The organism is Synechococcus sp. UW140, from assembly GCF_900474295.1.
GTDB lineage: Bacteria > Cyanobacteriota > Cyanobacteriia > PCC-6307 > Cyanobiaceae > Synechococcus_C.
Genome location: NZ_UCOB01000028.1, coordinates 25344 through 51603 on the forward strand (window position 1 = coordinate 25344; position 26260 = coordinate 51603).

26 protein-coding genes are annotated in these 26260 nt (G+C 59.0%); 9 read left to right on the top strand and 17 right to left on the bottom strand.

The genetic code is table 11. From position 1 onward, the window contains the following. Window positions 1-12: 12 nt before the first annotated feature. Both DXY10_RS11485 and DXY10_RS11490 read left to right on the top strand, forming a co-directional pair. Window positions 13-1500: a leucyl aminopeptidase gene (locus tag DXY10_RS11485; RefSeq protein ID WP_115019455.1), complete on the top strand. Its 1488-nt coding sequence runs from the start codon at window positions 13-15 to the stop codon at window positions 1498-1500. A gap of 27 nt (window positions 1501-1527) precedes the next feature. Beyond that, window positions 1528-1776: a hypothetical protein gene (locus DXY10_RS11490; protein WP_115019456.1), complete on the top strand. Its 249-nt coding sequence runs from the start codon at window positions 1528-1530 to the stop codon at window positions 1774-1776. Between the two features lie 2 nt (window positions 1777-1778). Here DXY10_RS11490 and DXY10_RS14915 read toward each other — a convergent pair whose 3' ends face one another. The 9 genes from DXY10_RS14915 to DXY10_RS11535 all read right to left on the bottom strand — a co-directional run bounded on the left by DXY10_RS14915 (window position 1779) and on the right by DXY10_RS11535 (window position 10245). Further along, window positions 1779-1991 (bottom strand): hypothetical protein, encoded by a 213-nt coding sequence (locus tag DXY10_RS14915; protein ID WP_115019457.1) that lies wholly within the window; start codon window positions 1989-1991, stop codon window positions 1779-1781. A 150-nt stretch (window positions 1992-2141) separates the two neighbouring features. After that, entirely contained in the window at window positions 2142-2804 is a 663-nt protein-coding gene (gene msrA / locus DXY10_RS11500; RefSeq protein WP_115019458.1) for a peptide-methionine (S)-S-oxide reductase MsrA, read from the bottom strand. Further along, a complete protein-coding gene (gene lpxB, locus DXY10_RS11505; protein ID WP_115019459.1) occupies window positions 2801-3979 on the bottom strand; it encodes a lipid-A-disaccharide synthase in 1179 nt (392 codons plus the stop codon). The genes msrA and lpxB overlap by 4 nt, the downstream gene beginning before the upstream one ends. Further along, window positions 3979-4824: an acyl-ACP--UDP-N-acetylglucosamine O-acyltransferase gene (lpxA, locus tag DXY10_RS11510; protein WP_115019460.1), complete on the bottom strand. Its 846-nt coding sequence runs from the start codon at window positions 4822-4824 to the stop codon at window positions 3979-3981. Before lpxA ends, lpxB begins: the two co-directional genes overlap by 1 nt. A gap of 5 nt (window positions 4825-4829) precedes the next feature. After that, window positions 4830-5258, bottom strand: a complete 429-nt coding sequence (gene fabZ / locus DXY10_RS11515) for a 3-hydroxyacyl-ACP dehydratase FabZ (RefSeq protein ID WP_115019645.1) — start codon at window positions 5256-5258, stop codon at window positions 4830-4832. 40 nt (window positions 5259-5298) lie between these two features. Beyond that, the gene (gene lpxC / locus DXY10_RS11520; protein ID WP_115019461.1) at window positions 5299-6162 is read right to left on the bottom strand and encodes a UDP-3-O-acyl-N-acetylglucosamine deacetylase; all 864 of its coding nucleotides are present in this window, start codon (window positions 6160-6162) and stop codon (window positions 5299-5301) included. After that, entirely contained in the window at window positions 6162-8456 is a 2295-nt protein-coding gene (locus tag DXY10_RS11525; RefSeq protein ID WP_115019462.1) for a BamA/TamA family outer membrane protein, read from the bottom strand. The genes lpxC and DXY10_RS11525 overlap by 1 nt, the downstream gene beginning before the upstream one ends. Window positions 8457-8500: 44 nt before the next feature. Then, window positions 8501-9253, bottom strand: coding sequence for a phosphoribosylaminoimidazolesuccinocarboxamide synthase (purC, locus tag DXY10_RS11530; protein WP_115019463.1), 753 nt, complete (start codon window positions 9251-9253; stop codon window positions 8501-8503). A 35-nt stretch (window positions 9254-9288) separates the two neighbouring features. Next, complete coding sequence (locus DXY10_RS11535) at window positions 9289-10245, bottom strand: hypothetical protein (protein ID WP_115019647.1); 957 nt, start codon at window positions 10243-10245, stop codon at window positions 9289-9291. A 98-nt stretch (window positions 10246-10343) separates the two neighbouring features. Here DXY10_RS11535 and purD point away from each other — a divergent pair, with 98 nt between their 5' ends. Both purD and DXY10_RS11545 read left to right on the top strand, forming a co-directional pair. Beyond that, the gene (gene purD / locus DXY10_RS11540) at window positions 10344-11675 is read left to right on the top strand and encodes a phosphoribosylamine--glycine ligase (RefSeq protein WP_115019464.1); all 1332 of its coding nucleotides are present in this window, start codon (window positions 10344-10346) and stop codon (window positions 11673-11675) included. A gap of 25 nt (window positions 11676-11700) precedes the next feature. Next, window positions 11701-13764, top strand: a complete 2064-nt coding sequence (locus DXY10_RS11545; protein ID WP_115019465.1) for an ATP-binding protein — start codon at window positions 11701-11703, stop codon at window positions 13762-13764. 32 nt (window positions 13765-13796) lie between these two features. Here the strand turns inward: DXY10_RS11545 and kaiC are convergent, their stop codons facing one another. From kaiC to DXY10_RS11560, 3 genes are all read right to left on the bottom strand, one after another. After that, window positions 13797-15335: a circadian clock protein KaiC gene (kaiC, locus tag DXY10_RS11550; protein ID WP_115019466.1), complete on the bottom strand. Its 1539-nt coding sequence runs from the start codon at window positions 15333-15335 to the stop codon at window positions 13797-13799. 65 nt (window positions 15336-15400) lie between these two features. Next, a complete protein-coding gene (gene kaiB / locus DXY10_RS11555) occupies window positions 15401-15760 on the bottom strand; it encodes a circadian clock protein KaiB (RefSeq protein WP_115019467.1) in 360 nt (119 codons plus the stop codon). After that, window positions 15757-16674: a circadian clock protein KaiA gene (locus DXY10_RS11560; RefSeq protein WP_115019468.1), complete on the bottom strand. Its 918-nt coding sequence runs from the start codon at window positions 16672-16674 to the stop codon at window positions 15757-15759. Before DXY10_RS11560 ends, kaiB begins: the two co-directional genes overlap by 4 nt. Before the next feature lie 163 nt (window positions 16675-16837). Between DXY10_RS11560 and rplU the strand changes: the two genes are divergently transcribed. Both rplU and rpmA read left to right on the top strand, forming a co-directional pair. Continuing rightward, window positions 16838-17188 (top strand): 50S ribosomal protein L21, encoded by a 351-nt coding sequence (gene rplU / locus DXY10_RS11565; RefSeq protein WP_115019469.1) that lies wholly within the window; start codon window positions 16838-16840, stop codon window positions 17186-17188. 39 nt (window positions 17189-17227) lie between these two features. Then, on the top strand, window positions 17228-17494 hold the full coding sequence (gene rpmA, locus DXY10_RS11570; protein ID WP_115019470.1) for a 50S ribosomal protein L27: 267 nt from the start codon (window positions 17228-17230) through the stop codon (window positions 17492-17494). 233 nt (window positions 17495-17727) lie between these two features. On the opposite strand, the gene DXY10_RS11575 is transcribed toward rpmA, so the two are convergent. Beyond that, window positions 17728-18477, bottom strand: a complete 750-nt coding sequence (locus tag DXY10_RS11575) for a bifunctional 2-polyprenyl-6-hydroxyphenol methylase/3-demethylubiquinol 3-O-methyltransferase UbiG (RefSeq protein ID WP_115019471.1) — start codon at window positions 18475-18477, stop codon at window positions 17728-17730. Window positions 18478-18553: 76 nt separating this feature from the next. On the opposite strand from DXY10_RS11575, the gene truB reads away from it, so the two are divergent. The 3 genes from truB (at window position 18554) to DXY10_RS11590 (ending at window position 20880) form a co-directional block, all read left to right on the top strand. Then, window positions 18554-19459 carry a tRNA pseudouridine(55) synthase TruB gene (truB, locus tag DXY10_RS11580; RefSeq protein ID WP_244282293.1) on the top strand — a complete coding sequence of 302 codons (906 nt, stop codon included), beginning with the start codon at window positions 18554-18556 and terminating at the stop codon, window positions 19457-19459. Window positions 19460-19518: 59 nt separating this feature from the next. Beyond that, window positions 19519-20304, top strand: a complete 786-nt coding sequence (locus DXY10_RS11585; RefSeq protein ID WP_115019473.1) for a YebC/PmpR family DNA-binding transcriptional regulator — start codon at window positions 19519-19521, stop codon at window positions 20302-20304. Between the two features lie 396 nt (window positions 20305-20700). Next, entirely contained in the window at window positions 20701-20880 is a 180-nt protein-coding gene (locus DXY10_RS11590; RefSeq protein WP_115019474.1) for a hypothetical protein, read from the top strand. Between the two features lie 14 nt (window positions 20881-20894). Here DXY10_RS11590 and DXY10_RS11595 read toward each other — a convergent pair whose 3' ends face one another. The 4 genes from DXY10_RS11595 to DXY10_RS11610 form a co-directional block, all read right to left on the bottom strand. Further along, on the bottom strand, window positions 20895-21257 hold the full coding sequence (locus tag DXY10_RS11595; protein ID WP_206749700.1) for a hypothetical protein: 363 nt from the start codon (window positions 21255-21257) through the stop codon (window positions 20895-20897). 110 nt (window positions 21258-21367) lie between these two features. After that, window positions 21368-21628, bottom strand: a complete 261-nt coding sequence (locus DXY10_RS11600; protein WP_115019476.1) for a DUF4278 domain-containing protein — start codon at window positions 21626-21628, stop codon at window positions 21368-21370. Between the two features lie 83 nt (window positions 21629-21711). After that, window positions 21712-25479 (bottom strand): hydantoinase B/oxoprolinase family protein, encoded by a 3768-nt coding sequence (locus DXY10_RS11605; RefSeq protein ID WP_256359481.1) that lies wholly within the window; start codon window positions 25477-25479, stop codon window positions 21712-21714. Then, a complete protein-coding gene (locus DXY10_RS11610; protein ID WP_115019651.1) occupies window positions 25466-26185 on the bottom strand; it encodes a glucosamine-6-phosphate deaminase in 720 nt (239 codons plus the stop codon). The genes DXY10_RS11605 and DXY10_RS11610 overlap by 14 nt, the downstream gene beginning before the upstream one ends. Between the last annotated feature and the right edge of the window lie 75 nt (window positions 26186-26260).

Sequence of the window (26260 nt, forward strand, 5' to 3'; positions counted from 1 at the left end):
CAATCCGATGTGATGCAGTTTTCCCATTCGCCAGCAACGTTGCAGACGTGGACAGGGAGCGTATTGGCCGTGGGCGTTTTGGAAGGCGATCCCCAGGGTGTCGTGGCCCAGCTAGAAAGCCGCTTTGAACGGAAGATCACCCCCTGGCTGGAGCAACGCAAATTCAGGGGCAAGACCGGTGAGGTCGCCAGCCTTCAGCTGCTCACCTCAGGCCTTTCAAGCCTCGTGATCGTGGGAGTAGGAGCCAGTGATTGCGTGAGCCTGCCTGTCCTTCGCCTTGCCGCCGCCAGTGCCACGAAGGCAAGCCTTGGCAATGGGGACAGCCTTGGCATGCTGCTGCCCTGGGGTGAGCTTGGAGTCGCGGGTGCCACCGCCGTCGCAGAGGCCGTACGCCTTGCCTTGTTCAAAGATCAGCGCTTCCGCAGTGAACAGGAATCCCAGGAGCTGCCAGAACGTGTGGAGCTGCTTGGTGCGCTGCCGGACGAGACCAACTCGGCTTTAGCCACCGTGGCACCCGTCTGCGCTGGGGTGGAACTCGCCAGGGAGCTCGTGGCCGCCCCACCCAACAAGCTGACCCCAGAAGTGATGGCGGCCACTGCATCATCCATGGCCCGGGAGCATGGTCTTGAACTCCAGGTGCTGGAGCGCAGTGACTGCGAAGCCCTCAACATGGGTGCGTATCTGGCCGTCAGTCAGGGTTCAGACCTCGCCCCCAAATTCATCCATCTCACCTACCGCGGAGAGGGGCCAATCCAGCGGCGGTTGGTCCTGGTGGGCAAGGGGCTCACCTTCGATTCAGGCGGCTACAACCTCAAGGTGGGTGCTGCCCAGATCCACATGATGAAGTACGACATGGGAGGCAGCGCCGCCGTGTTGGGGGCCATGCGCAGCATTGCCGAGCTGAAGCCCAAGGGCGTGGAGGTGCACATGATTGTGGCCTCCTGCGAAAACATGGTGAATGGATCCGCCGTTCACCCCGGAGACATTGTCACCGCCTCCAACGGCACCACAATCGAGATCAACAACACCGACGCGGAAGGGCGCCTAACCCTGGCTGATGCCCTCGTCTACGCCAGCAAACTCAAACCAGACGCAATCGTCGATCTCGCCACTCTCACCGGTGCCTGTGTGATCGCGCTCGGCGAGGAAATCGCGGGTTTATGGAGCCCTGACGACCAGCTAGCAACAGACCTCTGCAACGCTGCCGAACAGGCTGGAGAAGGCCTCTGGCGGATGCCCCTACAGAGCAGTTATCGCGAAGGGCTCAAATCACTGCTGGCGGATCTCAAGAACACAGGCCCACGCCCCGGAGGCTCGATCACCGCTGCGCTGTTCTTGAAGGAGTTCGTCGATGCAGGTCTCCCCTGGGCCCATCTCGACATCGCGGGCACAGTCTGGAGCGACAAGGGCCGTGGCTTTGACCCAGCCGGTGCAACTGGTTACGGGGTGCGGACGCTGGTGAATTGGATTGTGAGCAACGCCACAACCACCGCCAACTAAATTTCAGCCACAACGAAGCAAGCCCCCATGCCATCCAGCCCCTTCCGCTGGTACGTGAGAGCCCAACTAGGCATTCTTCTTCTTCCTGCTGGGCTGTGCCTGTTTGGAGAGGCTGTGAGCCGCCGGACTCTGCAGCTTGGAGGTGGCGATGGCGGCCCTTGGTGGTGGTACGGCACGCTCAGCCTGATCTTGATCAACGCCGGGGTAGGTCTGATGATCGAGAGTGGGCTTCTACGTGGCTATCCAAGCCGAAGACGGGATCAAGACACGCCCTGAGATCAAGACGCGACTGCCGTCACTGAACACTTATCAGCTTCGAGGCCCTGAGCAAAACGGAGATCACCAGGGCATTCCAACGAATGAATCTGCCAGCGTGCACGGTCAGTACATGAAGCGAGCACCCGATCGAGATCATCGGAAGCTTGCCTTGGCGAAGGGTATGGCCCAACGTGTCGCGTCACCAGACCATCTCGAATGGTCAGCAGATACATACATCTCTCCCTCAATTCACATCATGATGGTAATAAACACCTCTGGGGGCAAAAAAGGGGGGAAACCCGCATCTTCACTGAGAAGTCGCTGAGACGGAGCCCATCGAGCCCTTCAGATTTTCCTCATATTCTCCAACGAAAAATCCTGCCTCAATCGGACATTGACGACTTCCAGGGACTCCCCTGACGTGCATTGTCGTTCCAAACCGCATCCAATCGGCGATCGCGGCCGCAGGCCCAGCGGTAGTAGTTGTACTGAATCGAATTGCGATCAGCGTAGTTCTGGTGATAAGGCTCGGCGGACCAGAAACGCACAGCAGGGCGGATCTGGACCTTGACCTTTTCGATCGAAACGCCCAGTTCCTTTGCGGCAGCCAAAGCGCTGACCATGGCCTCCTCCTCCTGCTCTGGCCCAGCTGTGAAGATCACCGGTCGATAGGAATCACCTCGATCGCAAAACTGCCCCTCACCATCGAGCGGGTCGATATTGCGCCAGTACTGGCGCAATAGGGTGGCATACGTGATCTGTCCGGAATCGAAGCGCACACGCACTGCCTCCTGGTGACCTGTGGTCTCACCACTCACCTGTTGATAAGTGGGGTTGTTGACATGACCGCCGCTGTAACCGCTTTCAGCGGAGATCACACCGGGGAGCGTCTCCAAGTCATGCTCCAAACACCAAAAGCACCCGCCTGAAAGCACAGCCTCCTGGGTGGATCCGGCCCAGGCAGCAGGCACCGGCGCCAACAGGCCCACAAACAGCAGAGCGCCCATCAACACTCGCGACAGGAACACAACAAACACTCTGCTCATTGCTGAATCGAATCGAGGATGGCCGATGCAGCCCGATCGGTCACTCCAGGGGTGCCAAGCGTCTGCCTAAGCCGCCGATAGCCCTCGAGCATGCATTCACGGCACTGGAGATCTTCCAGCAAGGGCACGGCCTTAGCCATGAACTCTTCCACAGTGAACGAATCCTGAAGAAGCTCCGGGACCAACCGTTCATCGAGCAGCAGATTCACGGGGGAGATGTGATCCACCTGAAAACTCAGCAGATGGCGAGCCACCCAGGCCGTTAGGCGACTGACCTTGTAGCCCACCACTTGGGGAACGCCGTGCAAAGCCAGCTCAATATTGACCGTACCGGACTTACCAAGAGCCAGGTCCGCAGCAGCAAACAAAGAGGGTTTAAGACCATCCGCCTCGGCCGCGGGAATCACACGCCCGCGCACTCCAGCGGCCTGCAGGGCATCAGCAAGGGGTTGTTCAAAGCGCTGAAGACCTGCCGGCACCATCACCGAAAGGGATGGATCCCTGGCCTGCAAGCGCGCAGCCACTTCAGCCAGTACCGGCATCAGGTAGCGAAGCTCCTGCGGCCGCGAGGCGGGCAGCAGCAACAGCAGACGCCCATCAGGTTCCAACCCCAAGTGACGACAAGCCTCAGTGCGATCAGGGCGGGAGGCTGTCAGATCCAGCAGAGGGTGGCCAACCCACGTGACATCAGCGCCATGGGAGGCATAGAAGGAAGCCTCCTCAGGGAAGATCGCCAAAATACGATCAGTGAACTGAAGCAGGCTGCTGGTGCCGTCGTCGTTCATGCGCCAGGCCCATTCCTGGGGGGCGATGTAATAAGTGATCGGCACCTGGGGCAGCTTCCTGCGCAGACGCTGACCCAGGCGCACATTGGCCCCCATGTAATCAATCAGCACAACCGCATCCGGTGGGCGTTCAAGCAGCTCACGGTTCACCCTTGCCTGCAGCTTCAGCGTCGGGATCACCAAAGGCAACGCTTCCCAAAGACCGATAGCGCCCATCGGTGCAGTGTCCGCTAGCAGCTCCGCACCAGCAGCCCGCATGCGTGGCCCTCCGAGGGCCATGACCTCAAGCGGTAGTCCTCGCAGAGCGGCCTGCCTGTGCAGAGCCTCTACGAGCAAGCCGCCCTGTAAATCACCGGAGACCTCGCCGGTGCTGATCAGCAGACGCACCATCAGCGGCCTGCTGGTGGCATCGGGCCCCTGCGACCTTTGGAGATCGAACCCTCAAGGAACGTGCAGAGGTGATCAGAAGCGGGCAGCAGCTCATGGGCCTGAGCCAACCTCAATCCCTCTGAAATCACATGGTCAGAGCGATAGATCAACGACCAGATCTCCTGCAGCTGACGCAGCTCACGGCCCTCATGCTGCTCTGCAAGTCCACTCCGACGCAGGCCGACCCGGTTCAAACCCCGAACCCTGCCGGGATGGCCCTCCACCAGACAGTACGGAGGCACATCGCGATCCACTCTGGTCATGCCGCCCACCATGGCCATGCGCCCGATATGCACGAACTGGTGAATGCCGAGGCAGCCGCCGATCACTGCCCGGTCTTCAATCACCACATGCCCAGCCACTTGAATTGCATTCGACATCACAATCCCATTGCCGAGAATGCAGTGATGGCCGAGATGGCAATAGGCCATCAGAAGGTTGCCATTACCAATCCTTGTCACCTCCCCCTCATCGGTACCACGGTTGATGGTGACGCACTCCCGGATGGTGTTGTTGTCACCGATGGCCACCTCCGTGCGGGCCCCTTTGTATTTGAGATCCTGAGGCTCCTGACCCAGGCAAGCGCCAGGAAAAATGCGGTTATGGCGGCCGATGGTCACCCTGCCGTCCAGGACGACATTCGGGCCGATCCAGGTATGGGCACCAATACGAACCTGCGGACCCACCACCGCACCTGGACTGATGACCACTCCCTCAGCCAGCTCAGCCTTGGGGTCGACACAAGCAAGGGGATGGATCTGCACAGATCGGTCGTTCGTGGTCGCTGATGCTGCGTTCTCACTCATGGCCCTCAGTCCATCATCGAGAACATCAGGTCACCGGAACAGACCAGCTGACCATCCACCGTTGCTTCAGCCTTGACCTTGCCGAAACGCTTCCTCTTAAGGCTCACCAACTCGCAGCTAATCCTTAACTGATCACCGGGCACCACCGGCCGGCGAAAACGCACACCATCGATGCCGGCAAACACGAAGAGCCCCTTGGGGAGATCAGGCATCTGTTTCACGATCAGCCCACCCACCTGGGCCATCGCTTCAACGATTAGGACCCCAGGCATCAAGGGTCGCTCCGGGAAATGACCCTGAAACTGGGGCTCATTCAGGGTGATGTTCTTAATCGCCACAGCGCGAATCCCTGGCTCGTGCTCTAGCACGCGATCCACCAAGGCAAAGGGATAACGGTGCGGAAGCAACCCCATGATCTGCTCACTGTTGAGCATCGGTTCCGCGGGGGCAGTGGAGTCCTGGGTCAAGGGAGGTTCAGCTGGGGGAGTGAGGGGAGTCGGCAAGGGCCGAGGCCAGATCGGTGTGAAGCCCATGGGAGCCTCGATAGACCAGCACCTGCGCCGTAGGGAAACCAACCAAAGCCAGATCCCCAATCAGGTCCAAGAGCTTATGGCGCACCGGTTCATCATCAAACCTCAGGGGCGGATTGAGCCAATGATCGCCATCACAGACAAGAGCGTTGTCGAGTGCACCGCCCTGAATAAGCCCTGCGTCCCGCAGCTGTTCCACCTGATCACGAAAGCCGAAGGTTCGCGCCGGAGCAATCTCCTTGACGAACAGCTCCGGAGTGAGCGTGAGAGACAGTTGCTGGCGACCGATCGCCCGCTGGGGAAAATCAATCACACCGACCAGACTGAAACGCTCTGCCGGCACGGCAGTAATTACGCTGCTGCCGCGATGCCTAACCACGGGCTGATCCAAGTGCGGGCGTGGGGGACGAGCAGAGGATGCAGGAGAGAGACCGACTTCGCCGATCGCCTCAACCCATCCTTGGGCAGACCCATCCAGAAGCGGCACTTCGACACCACTGGCTCGAATTTCAGCATGGGTGATCCCTGTACCAGCTAGAGCTGCAAGCAGATGTTCCACGGTCTTGAGACGGCGCCCAGCACCGAACTCCAGGGTGGTGCAGAGCTGACTGTCACGAACTTGACTGGGATGCAGCTGCACTAGCTCTGAATCAGCAGAGCAGTCCTGCCATGACACCCAGAAGCCGGCTCGATCGCATGGAAGAAGGGTGACGGAGACGGACTCACCGCTATGAAGGCCTACACCGGAACGCGTCACGGGCCCGGCAAGAGTCCAAGCTCCCTCATAATCCGCCGGCCAGGACGACATCAGAACTTCCAGCCCACACCCAGGTTGAAGCGCCAGTCACCGGTGAAGTCTTGGCTTGCCACCTCCAGGCGGAGGGGACCGACTGGAGTGGTGACAATCACACCAGTACCCACCGAGAAACCAGAGCCGGGCTTCTCCAGCAGCTGACCAGGTTTACCCGGCACATTCGCCTGAGAGCCAAAGTCGGTGCCGGCATCAGCAAAGATTTCACCCGCGAAGATGCTGATGATCGGAAAGCGATATTCGATCGTGGCTTCTCCAAAGCTTCGTCCGACTGCAAGATCACAGTCGTACCAGCCACGAACGGAATTGGAGCCCCCCAGGCAAAACGCTTCGTAGGGAGGGAGCTGACCGAGCACAGAGCCGGCCTTGAGCTGAATACCAATGGCCTGAGGGCAATTGGCCTTTTCTCCGGGCTTAGGGCGGCACCCCTTGGCCAACTTGAGGAAGTTGACAGGAATGAAATGGGTGTAACTCGCTCTCACACGGTTGAAGGTCGGAGAGTTCTCACCGACGGAGACGAACTGCTCGGTTCCAAAACTGAAGAAGTTGCCTGACGTGGGATTGCGTGGATCGTTGAGATTGCTGTATGTAGCGGCAAAGCGCAGTCCCGCCAGATTGTTCTCGGTGGCGCAATTGAAGGCGATGCAGATGACGTCTTCATTGGGAATCCGCTGACCATCAATCTGTTCATTCGGCAAGGCGTAGGCACGGGTATCGCCAGCGAAGTTGATCGGCCGAACATTTTGAACATTGAGACCAACAAGCACATTCCAGGGAACGATCTTGTAAGGATCACCACCATTCAGAGGTCTGGCGAAAATGACGTTGCCGCCAACGCGCTGCAAGGCCACCGAATCACCTTCGTATTCAAACCAACTGGTGTATGGAAACTCCTTATTGGCCTGGCTGACACTCTTGAAATTGTCGGTATTAAACGAGCTGGGAGGGTTGTAGATCGAATAGGCGTAGCGACCGCCGTTGTCGTCGTAATCCCTCACCGTCAGGATGTTGCCATTGTTCTGGCTTTGGAACACCTGGGGCACTTCCCTACTAAGGAAGAGCGAGGTACGGAAGGACGTGCGGTGCTGGTCACCCTTAATCCAAGGGTCTGTGAAGGTGAAATTAGCCAGTCCGCCGTACTGGCCATAAGTGAGGTTCAGAGCAAGGTTCCAGGCACGTCCAAACAGGTTGCTGTCGGAGAGCTGCACCTGACCGAAAACACCCTGACTCTGGCTATAGCCCAGACCACCGGAGAGGGAACCAGTGGACTGTTCGACGATGCCGAGGATGATGGTGACGTTGCCGGGCTCCCCGGCCACCGGCTTCAATGTCACCTTCACATCACTGAAGAGAGAGGTGCCATAAAGCCTCTTGAGATCTCCCTCAAGCTGGGTCCGATTGAAAGGCTCTCCTGCCTGGATTGAAATTTCTCGGGTCACCACCCACGGACGGGTTTTGCCTTTGATCGGTTCGCCCTTGTCGTTGGTGCTTTCTCCATCCTTATTGAGGAACTGAACCTCAACGCCGGCGACGGTGCCGATGACCACCTTGAGTTGCACCACACCGTCGGGACTGACCCGGCTAGGACCTGAAACCCGCGCCAGGGAATAACCCTCCTTGCTGTACCAGCCCTGCAACTCCTTCATGCGCAACTGCAGTTCGCTGAGATTCAGCGTGCGGCCGTAATCGGAACTGAAGGTGTCGGCGATCACACTTTCAGGAATCGTGGAATCCGCAGGCTCAAGCTCCACCTTGGTGAGCACGGGGTTGGGCACCACCTGCACTACAAGCTGCACGCCCAGGGGGCCATTGACCGGCTCGATGCGCACATCTGAGAACCAACCGGATGCATAGATCGCATCGAGATCCAGCTTGAGTTCATCTCGGGTGACGCGACTCCCTGGCCTCACCGCCATGGCGTCATAGGCGGCCAGTTCAAGTCGCTCCTGTTCGGGGTGACCGGCAATCCCTTCGATCACGACCTCGCTGATCAAGACCCGAGGCTGTTGAGGCTGCTGGTCCTCGATCGGTTGACTGACAGGCACTGAATTGGTTGCTGGTGCCTGCTCGACGTCAATCGTCTCCACCTCAGAGGTGTCAACCTCCAACTCCTCGACCTCACCCGTCTCTGTCTTGCCTTCCAGCACATCCACGGTGACGGCCTCGGTCTCTGAGACTGTCTCGGTCTGGGCTCTCGCAGGAACAGTAGTGAGAAGCGGGAGGGCCAGTGCAAGGCCCAGCGCCCCCTGCCGAACGGCGTCCTTGGTCCGGCTAGAGGAGAAGTTGACCATGGAGAGGCAGCAATCGGCCTAATGGCCGCAGAATCAACGAGACCTTACCGGTAGTTGCGGGGGTTCGGGCAGGCCCCTTGGACCCGTTTGCAGACCTCCCCGTAGGCCTCGATCAAACCGCCAAGGTCCTGACGGAACCGATCCTTGTCGAGAATGCGCTGCTTGGGATCACTCGTACGCAGATCCCAGAGCCTGCAAGTGTCAGGGCTGATCTCATCAGCCACCAGCAATTCTCCGGATGCATTACATCCCAACTCCAGCTTGAAATCCACCAGCTGCAGATCCAAACCAAGGAAGAAAGGCACCAAAACGGCATTCACTCGTCGGGCCAGAACTTCAATGGCCTGACGCTGCTCAGCACTCACCAGCTGAAGCAATTCCAAGCGTGATTCGGTGAGGAGCGGATCACCAAAAGCATCATCCTTGTAATAGAGGTCAAGCAGTGCTGGCTCCAGGCTGGTGCCCTGAACGATCGGGGTCTGTTTGCAAAGCGAGCCCGTGGCCACATTGCGCAGCACGACCTCCAAGGGAATGACCTGCACTTTCTGAACCGCCATCCAGGTCTCATCCACCAGACCGAGAAAATGAGTCGGAATGCCCTCCTGTTCAAGGAGCTCAAACAACCGCGCTGAGATCTGACAATTCAAACGTCCCTTATCGGCGATCTGTTCGCGTTTGAGGGCATTGAACGCGGTGGCATCGTTTTTGTACTCGACCAAGACCCAGTCGTCCTGATCAGCGGCATACACACGCTTGGCCTTGCCTTCATACAGCAGGGGACCGTGGGAATTGGTCATGAAATCGCAATCGAGACGAGGGCGAACGGCCCTTCCTAATCCGATTCTCCCAGGGAGGAGCTCCCCCCAAGTCTCCGAGGAGATCGGAGTTGGCGTTCCAGCTCCATTCTCCTCTGATCAACCGCCGTGCTATCTGAATCCTCCCGGATCAGTTGCCAGAGGGTGTAGCGATCATCCAGACGAGTGGCCAGACGCTCAAGCCTGGCTCGAGGCCTGGCGCCATCACCCCCTGCTTTCCGTTCCAGCCTCAGCTGAATCCTGAGCAAATCCTCCGCCAACGACCAGGCCTCGGCCGCCGCTGCTTGATCGAGGGCTGTTTCCAAGAGGTTGGTCGCGTCGTTCTGACCCAACTCCTCAAGCCAGAGCGCGGCCCGAGCCAAACGAGCGGCCCCCTCACGACCAAAACTTGGGGCCGACAGTGCCACTGCTGCTGCACGGTCAATCCGTCCGGCCGCCGCCTCGTGTTCCGCCAACTGATCCAGAGCGAGACGGGTGATGGTTAGACCGGTAGCTGTTTCAACCAGCGGTAACTGCACCCTCTCCAGTCGCGAGAGATCACCCTCCGCCAGACGTCGAAGGGCAAGAATCGCGCGCTGGTGATCGAGAGCCGCGGCCGCCGCACGCCATGACAGCACCAGCCACTGCTGGCGCTCCAGACCCGAGCCAGGTCCATACCGACTGAGCACCCTCTGGGCACTCTCTGGTGCTTTGCAAGCCAAAAGGGCGCGGGTATTGGCGGTCACCACAGCAAAGGGCTGGGGCGCTGGAGCGACCAGCATCAAGCGATCGCGCAGGTCCTGCAGCCGTTGCTTCAACCCAAAGCGAGCCGCATCACGGCAAGCCTGCTGCAACTGGGCAAGGTCATCGCTTTGCAGCATCCGTAGGTAGTGAACCTCGGCGATCGGCTCGGCATCGACAGGGGAAGAGACCGGTTGCACCGCCAAGGGAGTGGCCGCCAGCAGCAGGGAGAGAGAGAGGGAGGAAATCCCCATGGGGCAGCCGTTCAACAAAAATGGACGCAGATCGACCGTGGCGATCCGCCTCACGATCCGTTCAAACCTAAGGGCCCTGCCCCGCAAGTTCCGCTGCCATGGCCAACTCAGCTTCCGGTCTTCAGTCGCTTCCCCCTCTGCAGAGAGTGCTTGTGGTGGGGAGTGGCGGACGGGAACATTCTCTCGGTTGGGCCCTCAGCCGATGCCCTGGGATCGAGCAGGTCTGGGTTAGTCCAGGGAACGGTGGCATTCCAGAACGGTCGGAAGAACAAACGCAGACCTTCAGCAGACTGCCTCTGAGTGAAGGGGATCGAGACGGTCTGCTCCAGCATTGCCGCAGCGCATCGGTGGACCTTGTGGTGGTCGGTCCGGAGGCACCTCTCGCTGCAGGGCTGGCGGATCACCTCCGGGCAGCGGGAATCGCCGTGTTTGGCCCCGGTGCCGATGGCGCCCAACTTGAAGCCAGCAAAGCCTGGGCCAAGCAGCTGATGGACGAGGCAGGTATCCCGACTGCAGGTCACTGGGCAATCAGCAGTGCAAACGAGGGCCTGGCCCTGCTTGAGCAACTGCAGCGGCCACTTGTGGTGAAAGCCGATGGACTGGCCGCTGGCAAGGGCGTCACCGTTGCCACCAGCGTCAAGGACACTACAAGCGCGATCCGTGAGGCCTTCGGGGGGCGCTTCGGCAGCGCTGGTGATCGGGTGGTTCTGGAGGAATGTCTGCAGGGGCCCGAGGTCTCCATCTTCGCCCTCTCTGACGGCGAGCGGATGGTGATCCTTCCCCCGGCTCAAGATCACAAACGCCTGCTAGATGGTGACGAAGGGCCGAACACCGGTGGCATGGGTGCCTATGCCCCCGCTCCCCTACTGGATGCCGAAGGACTCGAAACCGTTCGCCGGCAGATCCTTGAGCCGACACTCCAAGCGCTACGAGACAGGGAGATCGACTACCGCGGCGTGATCTATGCCGGACTCATGCTGACGACCAACGGCCCACAAGTGATCGAATTCAACTGCCGGTTCGGAGATCCGGAATGCCAGACCCTGATGCCACTGATGGGACCCGAGCTCGCCCAGGTGCTCCAGGCCTGTGCCATCGGCCGGCTTGATTTGGCGCCGGCCTTGACCATCCGCTCAAATTGCAGCGTCTGTGTGGTGGCAGCCGCGGCCGGGTATCCGGATGCTCCCCGCAAGGGAGATCCGATCACCAGCCAGCTCCAGGCTGGGGAGAGCCACCAGCTCTTCCATGCCGGCACCCGTGTTACTGAGCAGGGCACTCTGGTGAGCTCTGGTGGTCGTGTGCTCACCATGAGTGCTCAGGGATCCGATTTCGACCAGGCCTTCGCTGCTGCCTATGAAGCCCTGGCGAAGGTGAGCTTTGAAGGGATGCAGTATCGACGTGACATCGGACATCAGGTGCGACGGGCCTAGGCTCATCGTCACGCTGTTCGGCGCGATGGCCACCAGCACCCCTACCGCTCCAGACCCGGCGTCCTCGGACACCGCTGCAACCTGGTGGCAACAGCTCACAAGCTGGTGGGCGGAATTCAGCCTTCAGACCAAGCTGCTGGCGATCGCCACTCTGGTGGTGAGCCTGATGATGACAGGCATCACATTCTTTGCGCTCAACGGGATTCAGCGCGACGCCGTCATGAATGACACGCGCTATGCCCGTGATCTCGGCCTGTTGCTGGCCGGCAATGTCAGCGAGTTGGTGGAGAAGGGCCATGACAGGGAACTAGCCAACGTGGCTGAAAAATTCTGGCGCTCCAGCACCAGCCTCCGCTACATCTTTTTTGCCGATCCTGAGGGAGTCGTCTACCTGGGAATTCCCATTAGCGGCACTGCAGCAAATGGGAGCCCTGACCTGCGCCTGAGCCGTCGGCTTGAATTACCTGCCGAACTGCAAACGCGCCCGCAGAATCCCCTGGTCCGTCAGCACCTCACCCCCCAGGGCAAAGTCACCGATGTGTTTGTGCCGCTGGTTCGCAATGGTCGCTATCTGGGTGTTCTCGCCCTTGGGGTGAACCCCAGCGAAACCGGACTAGCCAGCGCCGCCCTCACCCGTGAGGTCACGGTGGCGGTGTTCATCTCTATCTGGGTGCTGGTGATTCTCGGCGCAGTGTTCAACGCACTGACCATCACTCGACCGGTGAAGGAACTGCTTCGAGGGGTGCGCCGAATCGCTACTGGCGATTTCCAGGCCCGGATCGGCCTACCCGTGGGGGGTGAACTAGGTGAACTGCTGGATGGCTTCAATGCAATGGCCTCCCAACTCCAGGCCTATGACGCCGCCAACATCGAGGAGTTAACAGCCGCTCAGGTGAAGCAGGCCTCCCTGATCGCCACGATGGCTGATGGTGCCGTGCTGCTTGATGAACGGGGCCGGATCGTGCTGGCAAACCCAACGGCACGACGCTTGTTCCGCTGGGAAGGCCGCAGACTGGAAGAACAGGATTTTCTTGGAGAACTGCCCGAACTCCTGGCCATTGAGCTCCACAATCCCCTGGATGCTGTCCTTAGCAATGTCTCCGACAGCAATGAGCTGAGACGCAGTGTCGGCGAACCACCCCGAACCCTGCGGGTTGTATTTCAGGCAGTACGAGATGCCACTGGGGAAAGCCTCAAGGGCATCGCCGTGACCATTCAGGACCTCAGCCGCGAGGTGGAACTGAATGCCGCCCAGAGCCGATTCATTAGCAATGTCTCCCACGAGCTGCGCACACCGCTGTTCAACATCAAGAGCTACGTGGAAACTCTCTATGACATGGGGGATCAACTGACTGACGCAGAGAAACAAGAATTTCTCGGAGTTGCCAACGCTGAAACCGATCGCCTCACACGCCTAGTGAATGACGTGCTCGACCTGTCGAGGCTGGAATCGGAACGAACAGTGCAATTCAGTGCAATCGAACTGAGACCGGCCATGGAGCAAACCCTGCGCAGTTACCAGCTCAATGCCACCGATAAGGATGTGACGCTTGAAATCGATGCAGCACTTGAATCGCCAGAAGTCTTGGGCAACTGGGATCTGCTGCTGCAAGTGCTCGACAATCTGGTTGGCAATGCTCTCAAATTCAGCCGCCCAGGAGGAGTACTCCGAATCACCGCCTACACCTGGCCTGACCTCTGCGCAATGACATCACCTTCGGACGCCCCCCCAGCGGCCAACAATGCCCCCTTCTGTGAAATGGTTTCACCCATGCCTCGGCTACGCGTGGAAGTTGCCGATACCGGATGTGGCATCAGTGAAGCCGATCAGCAGCGCATCTTTGATCGGTTCTACCGGGTGGAAAACGCGGTTCATACCGAGGTAGGGACTGGCCTCGGACTAGCGATCGTGCGCGGCATAATTGAAAAACATGGCAGCACGATCAGGATGGCCAGCGAGCCGGACGTGGGGACCACCTTCTGGTTCGACCTCCCTCTTGCTGCCGCTGATCAGGACGAACTTGAACTGCAGTCCGAGCGTCAGAGCCGCCAGCAGCAACTCGATCTAGCAGAGGAACTGAGCGCCTGAATTTAGGGCGAGAAAACTGATCGGCCTAAATCTCAGTCTTCAGGAGAGACACCGCGGACAATGCGTGACAGCTCACTGCGCTCATCGGTGGTCACGCGATGGGGAACACCACTGATGATCCTTTCGAAATTGGAGAAAGAATCCTTGATCTCCGGACCATTGCCGGTGATCACAAATTCGCGAATGCCCTTGTCATGCCATGAACCACGCATCTTGAACACATTGAGCGCACGGGCCATCTCGCCATGAATTTCGACGTACTGCAGCAGCAGGATCGTGTCCGTAATCGTGGAGATATGGGAATCAGTGATCGAGTGACTGCCCATGAACTCTTCAGACGTGTTCGTGAAGAAGCCCGCAATTTCTTCCTGCTTGGCGTAACCGGTGACACCGATCACAAACTGACGGAAGGCGTTGTGACTGACACCTCTGGCAAGGGCCGATAAGGAATCGATCGCCATCCGTGACGGTTTGAACTGACTGATCTCTGTCTTAATGATCTGCAGGTGGTCTTCAAGACCAGTGGATTCGGGGTAGGCACAGATGATCTTGAGCAGTCCATCCTGCTCCATCTGCTCAAAATCAATTCCCCAGCTGGTGGCATTGCGCAGCAACTGGGCGCGTGATTCCTCATAGGCGAACAGGATGGCCCGTTCCTTGTTGCGGCAGGCATCCTCAATAAACTTCGACACCAACAGGGTCTTGCCCGTTCCAGTCGCACCTGTTGCGAGGATGATCGAGTCTTTGAAGAAGCCGCCACCGCACATCTCATCGAGACGCGGCACACCCGAACTAATGCGCACATTGGACGAGCGCTGAGTGAGGCGCATCGCTCCCAAAGGAAAGATGCTGATGCCGTGCGCACCCATCGTGAACGGGAACTCCCCCTTCATGTGGGTGGTGCCGCGCAATTTGAGAATCTCAACGGTGCGACGTCGGCGCTCACCCTCAAGAACATTTCTGAGGATAACTACATTATCGGAGACGAATTCTTCAACCCCGTAACGGGCAATTGGGCCATATTCATCAATACGTTCTGTAGTCATCACTGTCGTAACGCCAATCTCCTTCAAACGCGCAATCAGACGAAAGATCTCTCGACGCACCACAAAAACAGCGTCGTACTGCTGGAAAACAGCAGTGATCGAATCGATCGCAACTCGCTTAGCCTTGTATTTACGGATCGCATAATTGATCCTCTCAATCAGCCCAGAGAGATCAAAACTGCCAGCTACATCCTGACCATCTGGATCTGGAGATGCATCCAAAATGAAGAGCTTATCTTGCTCCACCATCTCCTGAAGATTCCAGCCAAAACTGGCGGCATTGCGAAGAATATCGAGTGGCGACTCTTCAAAGGTGACAAAAATCCCAGGCTCGTCGAAGTGGGCAATGCCGTTGTGCAGAAAATGCAGGGAAAACACAGTCTTACCTGTGCCCGAGGTGCCGCTGATCAGGGTACTGCGGCCAATCGGAAGACCGCCATGACAGACATCATCAAAGCCCTCAATCCCCGTTGGGAGCTTCTGGACCTGCATCTGAGGTGAGCCCGTAGAACCTGAGATCTGCATGACAAATGAGGGTTATTCAGACGCTAATCAGGAATGGAGGCAAGGGCGATAGATCAGGGCCCTGCTTAAGGTTCTGTGGGCACTTCGTCAGCATCCTCCAATGTGTCCATCAAGGATGAGCCCAGGCCAGCATCAGAGAGCTCGTCGTAGAGGAGATCGAGACCGATCAGAACCCGCTCTCGATCCGAAAGATCCCCGATAATGCGTCGAACCGGGGGCGGCAGAATCTTGGAGAGCGTAGGGGTCGCCAAGATCTTGTCCTCTTCCGCCAACTGAGGATTCTTGAGAACATCAATCACCTTCAAGGCGTAAACCCCCTTAAATTCGGTTTCGAGAATGTTGCGCAGCGTTTTCAGGGCCCGCATTGAGTTGGGGGTGTTCCCAGCGACATAGAGCTTGAGGATGTAAGTCTTGCGCGGACTCATGAGGACATCTCCCGACGCGCTTCCGAAGATGCAGCCACGGATAATGATCCAGGTGAGGCCCCCGTTCCCGCCAGCGGCGGTTCGGTTGGGATCGAGCGGCGATACATCTCACAGAGATGGGCCATCACATCAAGAAGTGCCAAGCGGTAGTCCTGCAGGAAATCGTTCTTGTGCCCTTCAAGTCTGAGCTTCTTCCAGAAGTCGTCAATCAAGTTCATGTGGATTTCAACAGCACGAGTGATCGGGAGATCTCCAAAAAATGCCGTATTCACAAAGCTTTCCAGTGCCTGGTTCGCCGCTGCCGGATCCCGGAAATAACTCAAGAGCAAGTCTCGGTAGGTCCGTTCCAAAGACTTCAGCAGCTCCTGCTGCTCATCAGGAGGAAGATTGCTGAGCGAACGCGATGGGTCGCGCTTGTAGAAGACACCGAGGTAGCCAAGACGTTCCTGAAGCCGGCTGGTGAGACGCCAGGCACTGCCCTCGACGGCGACTCCACCCTGCACATTCAGGGCCTGGCCTTCCTCCTGACGCTCCTCCTTTTGGCCTTGACGCAGGAATCGCGAAATCGCAGCATCAACGTTGTATCCCAACTGCTCAATCTGATCGACAGGCAGGTGGACCTCTTCAGGGTGGTAGTCCACCCGACCCATGACCTCCCCCACCACCACGGCAGGGAAGAGGAGGCCATCGTCGAGCAGCGACTGCCGCAGTTCGGGCTCGAGCAGCGATTGCTCAATCACCACAGCATCGACTGCTTCACGTTTCTGCTGAAGAGCCGCCTTGAAATCCTTGACGTCAGCTGTCAATCCCAAGTCAACAGTCGTGTAGCGGTTGCTGGGCAACCATGAACAGCAGGCCGTCAGCAGTTCCTGCGTCTTCAGAAGGAGTGCGATGGAGAGGGCCGGACCATTCATCCTTCGCAGGATTGCTCTGACTTGATCTTGACGAAAGGGGAACCAAAGGTGGAGGATCTTTGTTTGTCTTTCGATTGCGGTTCAGGCCGAATCGAAGCCGAGGGCCTCGGAGCGTTGCTCCGACAGGTCATTGCTTCGAGCCTGTCCGCGTCGCCTTCTCTCCATGGCAGACCCAAGCACCGAGACCTACGCGATCGTGGAGGCTTCAGGCCAGCAGTTCTGGCTGCAGCCCAACCGTTATTACGACCTGGACCGCCTCCAGGCCGGAGTTGACGACACCATCACCCTTGACAACGTGCTTCTAGTGAAGGACGGCAAGGGCACCACGCTCGGCCAGCCCTATGTCAAAGACGCCACCGTTGAGCTCAAGGTGATGGATCACCGCCGTGGGCCCAAGGTGATCGTTTACAAGATGCGCCCTAAGAAGAAGACACGTCGCAAGAATGGGCATCGTCAGGAGCTGACCCGTGTGATGGTTCAGGCCATCAAGGTCGGCGGCACGGCCATCAGCTGAAACCCTCAACACCACCCCCTCACTTTTCAGGAATCACTCATGGCACATAAGAAAGGCACAGGCTCCACACGTAACGGACGCGACTCCAATTCCAAGCGCCTTGGGGTGAAGGCTTACGGCGGAGAAAGCGTCACTGCCGGTTCGATCCTCATCCGCCAACGCGGCACCTCTGTGCTCCCAGGTCTCAATGTGGGTCAGGGCAAGGACGACACCTTGTTCGCTCTCACTGACGGCATCGTCACCTTTGAGAGTATTCGTCGGGGCCTGCGCAACCGCAAGCGCATCAGTGTGAAAGCAGCCGGCTGACCCCCATCCCTTCCTTCGGAGCTGGCGCAGGGTCGAGACGATCCCAAGCATGGCTGAGCCCCAGCAGCGCAAGGCTGTTGGGGCTTTTTAAGACCAAAATGGACCTCTTCGATAGGCCTTGCCCAGGTGATCAGCGCGATCTGGTCGAGGCACAGACTTGGGTGCGCTTCACCCATTTCAACCCATGCTCTGCCACTCAAGCAAAGAGCGTTCAACGCTTTGGAGAATCGGTCTCAGAGTGGCCGGTAGGCACGAGCGGTGATCAAGAAGGGGTGGAACAGCTCAAGGAAGCGGTTCTGCAACGTGCGAAAGAAACGCTCTACAAGCGCCGGATCGTCAAAATGGAAGGGGTACTCACCGTTGTCCCCCTTGAAGAAATACCAGTTGAGCAGAGCCGTGCCACCTGGGGCCATGGCCGCATGAAAGAGCTCAAGCTGGGCAGAGGGGTCCGGCAAATGTTCAAGGACATCGAAGCAGACCAAAACGTCGAAGCGCTGATCTGAGCAGCTCTGCAAATCACGATGCACCGAGAGCTTGTGGCCTAGCCCAAGGGAGGCAGACCGCTGTTCCACAAAATCCCGATTATGCGGATTGAGATCCACAAACCACACATGCTCCACCTGCGGCAAAGCCGCCGCTGACAGGGCATGAGTTCCGATGCCACCGCCAAAGTCGAGCACCTGCCCTCTGGCGAACTTCTGCTGCAGCCGCAAGGTATCAGCGATGTAGTCAGAACTGGTCAGATGCCAGGCCGCAAGCTCCAGCAGATGACCGGTGCCGACGGTGTCTTCGTAGAACCCAGTGGCATCGTCAGGCTGAAACGCCCCTGGATGGAGAGCAGCAAGGTCGTCTGTGGCACGTGTCAGCCGCAGCTCCACCTCATCAAGAGGCAGGTTCAGATAAGCGCTGAGATGGGCTTTCACTGCCAAGCCGTCTTGAAGAAAAGCCGCCACGTCCACAGTGCGATCTCGAAGCTCTTGCATGGGCCGATCTCACGCCGCGGCCAACCTACCGGGCCACTTGAACTGCCACAGTCATCTCAGATTTGTGCATCTGGCGGTGGTGGGTCCCTTCGGCTTTGTGGTGATCGACAAGCCCGCAGGCCTCACCTCCCACAACTGCGTCAGTCGCCTGCGACGCTGCTTTGGACTCAAGCGGGTCGGCCATGGCGGCACCCTGGACCCTGCTGTAACGGGCGTGCTACCGATCGCTCTCGGTGCCGCGACGCGTCTGCTGCCATACCTACCTGGGGACAAGTCCTACCGCGGCAGCATCCAGCTCGGCAGAACCACCTGCACCGATGACCTCGAAGGTGAGGTCCTGACGAGTCAAGGATGGCCCGCTCTCTCAGCCAACGACCTCGAAGCAGCCCTGCAATCGTTCCGTGGACCGATTAAGCAACGACCGCCCCAGGTGTCCGCAGTGCATGTGGACGGAGTACGCGCCCACGCAAGGGCGCGCCGCGGCGAATACATGCACCTACCGACCCGACCAGTCACCATCCACAGCCTGGAGATGCAGGGCTGGGATCCCAACACCGGCCGGCTGGATTTAGAGGTGCACTGCTCCGCTGGCACCTATATCCGATCACTCGCCCGCGACCTTGGGGAACAAATCGGCTGCGGCGGTTGTCTCGCCAACCTGTGCCGTATTCAAGCCCTCGGATTCCATATCGGGGAGGCGTCCCCCCTACCTGAGTGGCCGAATGAGGTCCACGCAAGGAGCCAGATCCTTCCTCCGGTTCTGCCACCCCAACAGGCCCTGAAGCATCTGGCAGCACACGAGGTGTCAGATACCGACAGGGAAGACTGGCGCTGCGGACGCCGACTCCAACTTCCCAACGGCCTGGGCTCCGTTGGCGAGACCGTGATGGTGCTGCACAACTCTGGCCAGATGCTGGGCCTCGGCTTGATCGAAGCCGACGACGAACTACGACCCAAGATCGTGTTCGATGCCCGCGGCTGACTCCTGGCCAGCAGCAGACCGTTAGCCTGCCCGAAAGGGGAAGGGCGCTCGCGTATTCGATGGCTGGCCATAGCAAATGGGCCCAGATCAAACGCACCAAGGCGGTGGTGGACGCCAGGCGAGGTGCCGTATTTACCCGCATTGGTCGCGAGATCACCGTGGCTGCTCGGTGTGGTGGCGATCCAGCCGGAAACTTCCAACTGCGCACCGCCATCGCCAAAGCCAAAGCCGCTGGTGTTCCTGCCGCCAATATCGAGAGGGCGATCGCCAAAGGCTCCGGTCAGGGGGCTGACGGAATGCATCAGCTGGAAACGATCCGCTATGAAGGCTATGCCCCCGGTGGGGTGGCGGTTCTCGTGGATGCCCTCACGGACAACCGCAATCGCACGGCGGCCGATGTTCGCCTGGCCTTCAGCAAGAACGGCGGCAATCTGGGCGAAAGCGGCTGCGTCAGCTATTTGTTTGAGCACCGCAGTGAGGTGCGTATCCGCAACGGCGCAGGGGGGCAGCGAGACAAGGCAGAAAAAGCTGAAAGCGTCCAAGAAGAGGCACTACTGGAAACCCTGCTCAATCTCGATGCCGACAGTTATGAGTTGGGAGAGGACGGTTCTGCACTCGTGCATGGCCGCTTCGAAGCCCTGGAACAGTTACAGAGTGGACTGCGGGACAGCGGCTGGACCGTGCAGGAATGGGGACACTGCTGGCATCCACTCACCAGCATCACCCTCAACGATGCCGACACTGCCAGAGAATGCCTCAAACTTCTCGAGGTGCTCGATGAGTTGGACGATGTCAACAGCGTCAGCGCCAATCTGGAAATCAGCTCAGATCTTCAGGTCGACTAACAAGAACATTGCGATCTCTGTCAAGACAAGCCTCTCAAGGCCCAGAGACATCACAGTTACCACATACCATCAACATTCACAAAAATATCAACCCTCAAACCAAAGCAAGAATCGAAGAAAAGAAAACTGAAATATAATCGGCCTCATGATCAACTAGCGCACCAATCAGACGAAAGCCCGAGAGAAGGCAGCAGTCAAGAAAAGCCTTTCACCACTTTCCTTCATCGATTAAACGAGGACGCCAGACAACAATTGCCGACCACGGATACCACCAATCGCCTGGCAGCCGCAAACGACACAGGCACCAGATCGTGATCAAGATCACAGCAAAAAGGATCTAAGTCACGACTAAACACAACCAATTCCGGGAGGGTGGTTGCAGTTTCAGCAGTCACCATGAACCGCGATCTCAACAACGCCGCCCTCCAACAAATGATTGCCGTCATTGAGTCAGGCAGCCTCAACACTTTGGATATGCTGCGTTTAAGACAAGCCGCCTATTTGCATAGCATCGTTGCAGCAATGCTCAACGAGCAAGTGGAACGTCTTCCCGAAACCGCTGACATCCACCGTTGAGGTGAGATGGGGCCTTACCAATCTGCGCTGTAAAGCTTCTCATAGGATTCATAAACAGCGTCATTGTCAGGACCAGCCACCACCAGCATTGTGAGGCCTCGCTTCTTATCGCACTCAATCAGTGCGGCCACATACTCCACGGAATGATCAGCCTTGACCTCCTTGAGTTTGGGATTGACGTCCAAAACCCGCACGTTCTTATCAAACCCATGGATTTTCAGAGCCTTGGTGGCACCATCGATGCAGCTCTGAAGGTTTCCGTCATAGCTGAACTTGCTTGCATACACGAAGGGCGTGCGAGCAACAACGGGAGCTGCAGCCAGCAGCATCGCGCTGGCAACCATCGGTGCCATTCGGACCAGCCGTGAAGTTTTCATTCTGATCACCCATCTGCGCCGAAGTTATCACCACTGGCTTCAGGATGGTGCGCTCGTCAACAAAAAACCCCGCCGGAGCGGGGCTAATGACCTTGATCAGGTACGACGATTCAGAAAGACCGTTGATAGTCCACGCCGCGGTAGGTGAGACCTACTGAAGCAGCTTGGGCATCAGCCTGGCGGGCTTGATACGAAGCATGGCGATAGACGAGGGCGACAGTCGGCTTGACGATTGCGACGGACTGACGCGTGTAGACATTGCCCATGTAGGTGAGCTGCATGGTGGTTCTCCGAGTTAGCTCAGACCCCCGTTCCTTGGTCTGAAACGAACTGCGCTCTGTGAAACACAGAGTGAACGTGTAGCGAAGCATTCAGATGAATGCCTCACATTCCATAAATAGCGAAAGTGTCGCCCCCTCTGGCGTTCACTCCGCTACAGACCCAGCAATTCCAATCATTGCGGTATGCCCCAGCCGCCTCCGCCTGGAGTCGCAATCGTCAGACAATCACCTTCCTCCAATTGAAGCTGCACACAACCGGGCAAGTGCTCCCTGGACCCATCGGCGCGTTCGAGCTGATTGCTCCCACAGAGTCCATCCCCTCCACCCGCAAGCCCGAACGGCGAGACGAAACGACTACCGGACAGCAGTCCGACCGTCATGGGTGCAAGGAAACGTAAACGGCGTTCCAGCCCATCTCCCCCGGGCCATCGCCCCTCGCCACCACTGCCCTTGCGGCGAGCGAAGCGCTCCAGGCGAACAGGAAAGCGCTGTTCAAGAACCTCGGGATCTGTCAGCCGGGAATTGGTCATATGACATTGCAGACCCGATGCACCAGCAAAGCCTTCTCCTGCGCCGCTGCCTCCTGCGATGGTCTCGTAATACTGAAAGTGCTGGTTGCCGAAGCTGAGATTGTTCATGGTGCCTTGGGAGGCAGCCATCACCCCCAGCGCAGCAAACAGCAGATTGCAGAGTGCCTGGGAGGTCTCCACATTGCCGCCAACGACAGCCGCAGGCGCTTGCGGATTCAACAGCGATCCAAACGGCACCGTGAGTGTGAGGGGGCGAAAGCAGCCAGCATTCAGAGGGATGGGTTCCTGCACAAGACAGCGCATCACGTAGAGCACTGCCGCCTTCGTCACCGCCAGCGGAGCATGAAAGTTGTGGTCTGCCTGCGGCGAACTGCCACTGAAATCGAGATGGGCTCGCCGCCGCGTCTGATCCACCCGGACCTCAAGCTGCAGGCGAGCACCGTTGTCGAGCTTCACCTCAAAGCACTGATCGGATAGACGAGAGAGCAGCGTTTCCACCGCCTCCGCAGCGTGCTGCTGCACATAATCCATGTAACCAGCCACCCTCTTGTGGCCCTCTCGGGCCACAAGAGCCTCGAGCAAGTCCACACCGAGCCGATTGGCAGCGACCTGGGCCTGGAGGTCAGCAAGAAGGACATCAGGGCAGCGCGGCGGCAACCGCTCGGCTGCAAGGCGCGTCGTCCAGGCCTCGCGATCCAGACGTCCTTGCCGCACCAGAGGCCAGTGACGCAAGCACAACCCCTCGTCCTCAATGCATCGACTGAAGGGAGGCATCGAGCCGGGGGTCAGACCACCCACATCCGCATGGTGGCCCCTACTGGCCACGAAGAAGAGCGGTTCACTTCCCCCTGCGAACACAGGTGTGATCGCAGTGATATCTGGCAGATGGGTTCCTCCATGGAAAGGGTCATTGCTGATCACCACATCACCTGGCTGCAGCGGCGGGGCCTTGCCGGCCGCCACCTCAGTGAGCAAATCAACCACCGCCTCCCCCATCGACCCCAAGTGCACTGGGATGTGGGGAGCATTGGCCACCAAGGCACCAGCACCATCAAACAAGGCACAGGAGAAGTCGAGCCGTTCGCGGATATTCACAGACCGACTGGTCTGCCGCAGCCGCTCCCCCATCCGTTCGGCGATCACCATGAAGCGATGGTGAAACAAGCTGAGGTCCACTGGATCCACAGCCTCATCGGCACCCCCACCAGCCAAAGCCTCAGCGGCCTGAGGCACCCGATCGGAACCTGCTGAGGCTAAATCGCTCCCCGCTTTCACACCCCGACCACTGATCACAAGGTCTTCAAGAATGAGATCGCCATGACAGGCGCAGCGGGCCCTCCAACCGGGGTCCAGCACAATGCACCCGGTGGCTTCAAGGATCAGGCCAGGGCCAACCAAGTGCTGACCCTCGTGCAGCTGCTCACGACGCCACAACGGAACCAAACACCAGCCACGCCCAGGGCAGTGCATCGAGACGAGCTCAGATCGGTCGGCTGAAGCCACCACGGACGGGGTGGCCTCGGCACCAGACCCACCAGCCGACGGCATGGCCAACAGAGGGGGCGCCACCACCTCCACCTCAAACCGCTCCACCACAAGAGGGACCTGGCGCTGGGGGACAAAACCGAAACGCTGCTGATGCAGCCTGGCAAAGGCTCCTTCTAGGTCGGTGATCGTTGGCAAGGCCAGGAGCTTGGCCTCGCCTGGATCGGCAATCGGAACTATCAACCCCTGCTCGGAGGCTGGATCACGCAACTCCAACGACACTCTCCGTTGCAGGCGACCGCCCTGTGCGTCGCCATCGGCAAGCAATTGCTGCTCTGCCAGCTCCAGAGCCGCACGCAGCTGCTCCGCTAACGGAAGCAGCTGCTTCTCCTGCAATGGCTGGCGCACGGCACCCTGTCGCCACTGACGCTGACGCGCCTGTCCCATGCCGTAAGCCGACAGCACGCCTGCCAGAGGATGCAGCAACACCTGACGAAGACCGAGAGCGCGAGCCACACGGCAAGCCAGTTGCCCAGCGGCTCCGCCATAGGCCACCAACACCCCACCACGGATGTCATGGCCACGGCAAAGCGACACCTGCTCAATCGCAGCCGCCATGGTTTCCACCGCAAGATCGAGGGCCCCTTCCGCCAACTGCTCAGGGGTGCAGGCAAGGGCCTCGGCAAGCGCAGCAAAGCGTTGCTGCACTACCTCCCCATCGGGCAACTGGTTACCGGCTTCACCAAACACAGCCGGGAAACCCTGCACCTGCAGTCGTCCCAGCAGCATGTTTGCGTCTGTGATCGTGAGCGGACCACCGCGGCGGTAACAGGCAGGCCCCGGATCAGCACCGGCGGAACGGGGACCGACGGTGAGGCGATCACCATGCCGATCAATGATCGACCCTCCCCCAGCGGCCACCGTGTGAATGGGCAGCCTTGGAGCCAAAAGCGTCAACCCAGCCACCTCCGTTTCAGCGCTGCGCTCCCAAGCAGTGTCCGAGGCACCGGCCGGGAGACAAAACACGTCCGTACTGGTGCCGCCCATATCGAAGCCCACCAGCGGCTGGGTCGCGAAACCCGCCCTACGCGCCACCGCCACCGCTCCCACCATTCCCCCGGCGGGACCAGACAGAATCGTGTCCTTGGCCTGGAGGCGCCCTGGTGCCTGCAGGGCACCGCTGGAGGTCATTACCCGTAACTGAGTCCGGTGGCCGAGCGCCTGCTGCACCTGTTGCAGATAGCCAAAGAGACATGGCGCCACCGTCGCCTCCACCAGCGTGGTCTGCCCGCGCGGCACCAACCTCGGCAACGGACACACCCGATGAGAACAGACAACGGTGGTGAAACCGATCCGCCGAGCAAGGGCCTCCAATCGTTGTTCATGCTCTGGATAGCGCCAGGCATGCAACAGAGCGATGGCACAACAGCGCAATCCCTGACGGTGGTGATGACGCAGTCGCTCCTCAAGCGCATCATCAAGCTGCAGCGGAGTCACCTCCGCACCATCGGCATCAAGCCGCCCGTTCACCGCCTCCACCGCCACCGCAAGAAAGGGCGGCTCCTGGAGTTCGAGAGCGAAAAGATCCGCTCGGTGCTGATCACCGATGCGTAATAGATCCTCAAGGCCAGCATTGGTCAGCAAAAGGACAGGCTCCCCAGCGCCCTCCAGCAGGGCATTGGTCGCGACAGTCGTGCCCAGCCTCAGCTCCCCGATAAAGGACTCCTGCTCCTCAGAAAGCCCCTCCTCTAGCAGCATCTCCTGCATGGCATGCACTGCGGGATCTCCTGATTTCCACGGCTGCTCAGAGAGCACTTTTCGGACCACCAGACGTCCGTCCGGAGCCATCCCGACCAGGTCCGTGAAGGTACCGCCGCGATCAACCCAGAAGCGCCAGTCCGTCAAGGTGCCGTTATCGCAACCCAAGGGCGGCATCATCAACCCAAAGCCGAACCCGCGGATGACGCAGTAACCAGCTTGCAGGCAAGGAGGGGTCGCAACCGTTGGCAAACACGCGCTGGAGAATCTCAGTTTTCGTCGCCCCTGTGACGATCAGATGCAGCTCCTGCGCAGCAAGAATCTCTGCAATACCAAGGGTGATCGCCCGAGCCGGCACCTGATCAGACACGCCACCAAAGGCCGCTGCGTTCTGCTCACGGGTGGCAGCGCAGAGCTGAACGCAGCGACAGGGTGCATCGGCACCGCAGGGGGGTTCATTGAAGCCAATATGGCCATTAGCACCGAGCCCTAACAGCTGCACTCCGATGCCACCGGCCATCTGCAGCTCCTGGCTATAACGCCTTGCTTCCAGATCAGGCTGGGCCGCTGCACCATCGGGCAGATGCAGTTGCTCGGGAAGCAATCCCAGCGGGTCTGCCAGCCTCTGCTTCATGTAGCAGGCAAAGCTGTTGGCATGCGTGCTGGAAAGACCGACATATTCATCGAGATTGAAACTGAGCCAGCCGCTACGGAGCCGCTCCAAGTCAGAGCCGCTCCATTGCTGCAGGCGCCCCACCAAGGCCGCATAGAACAATTCCATCGTGCGTCCGGTGGCCAGGCCCAACGGACGGGGGGCCACCGTGTTCAACCGCTTGCGTAGCTGCCCTTCCCAGTCATCAACGATGGCGTCCATCAGCGCGGCTGGATCGGCTCGCTGTGAGACAACAATCGTGTGCGGAAGTTGCTGGAGATCCAACGATGAGAACTA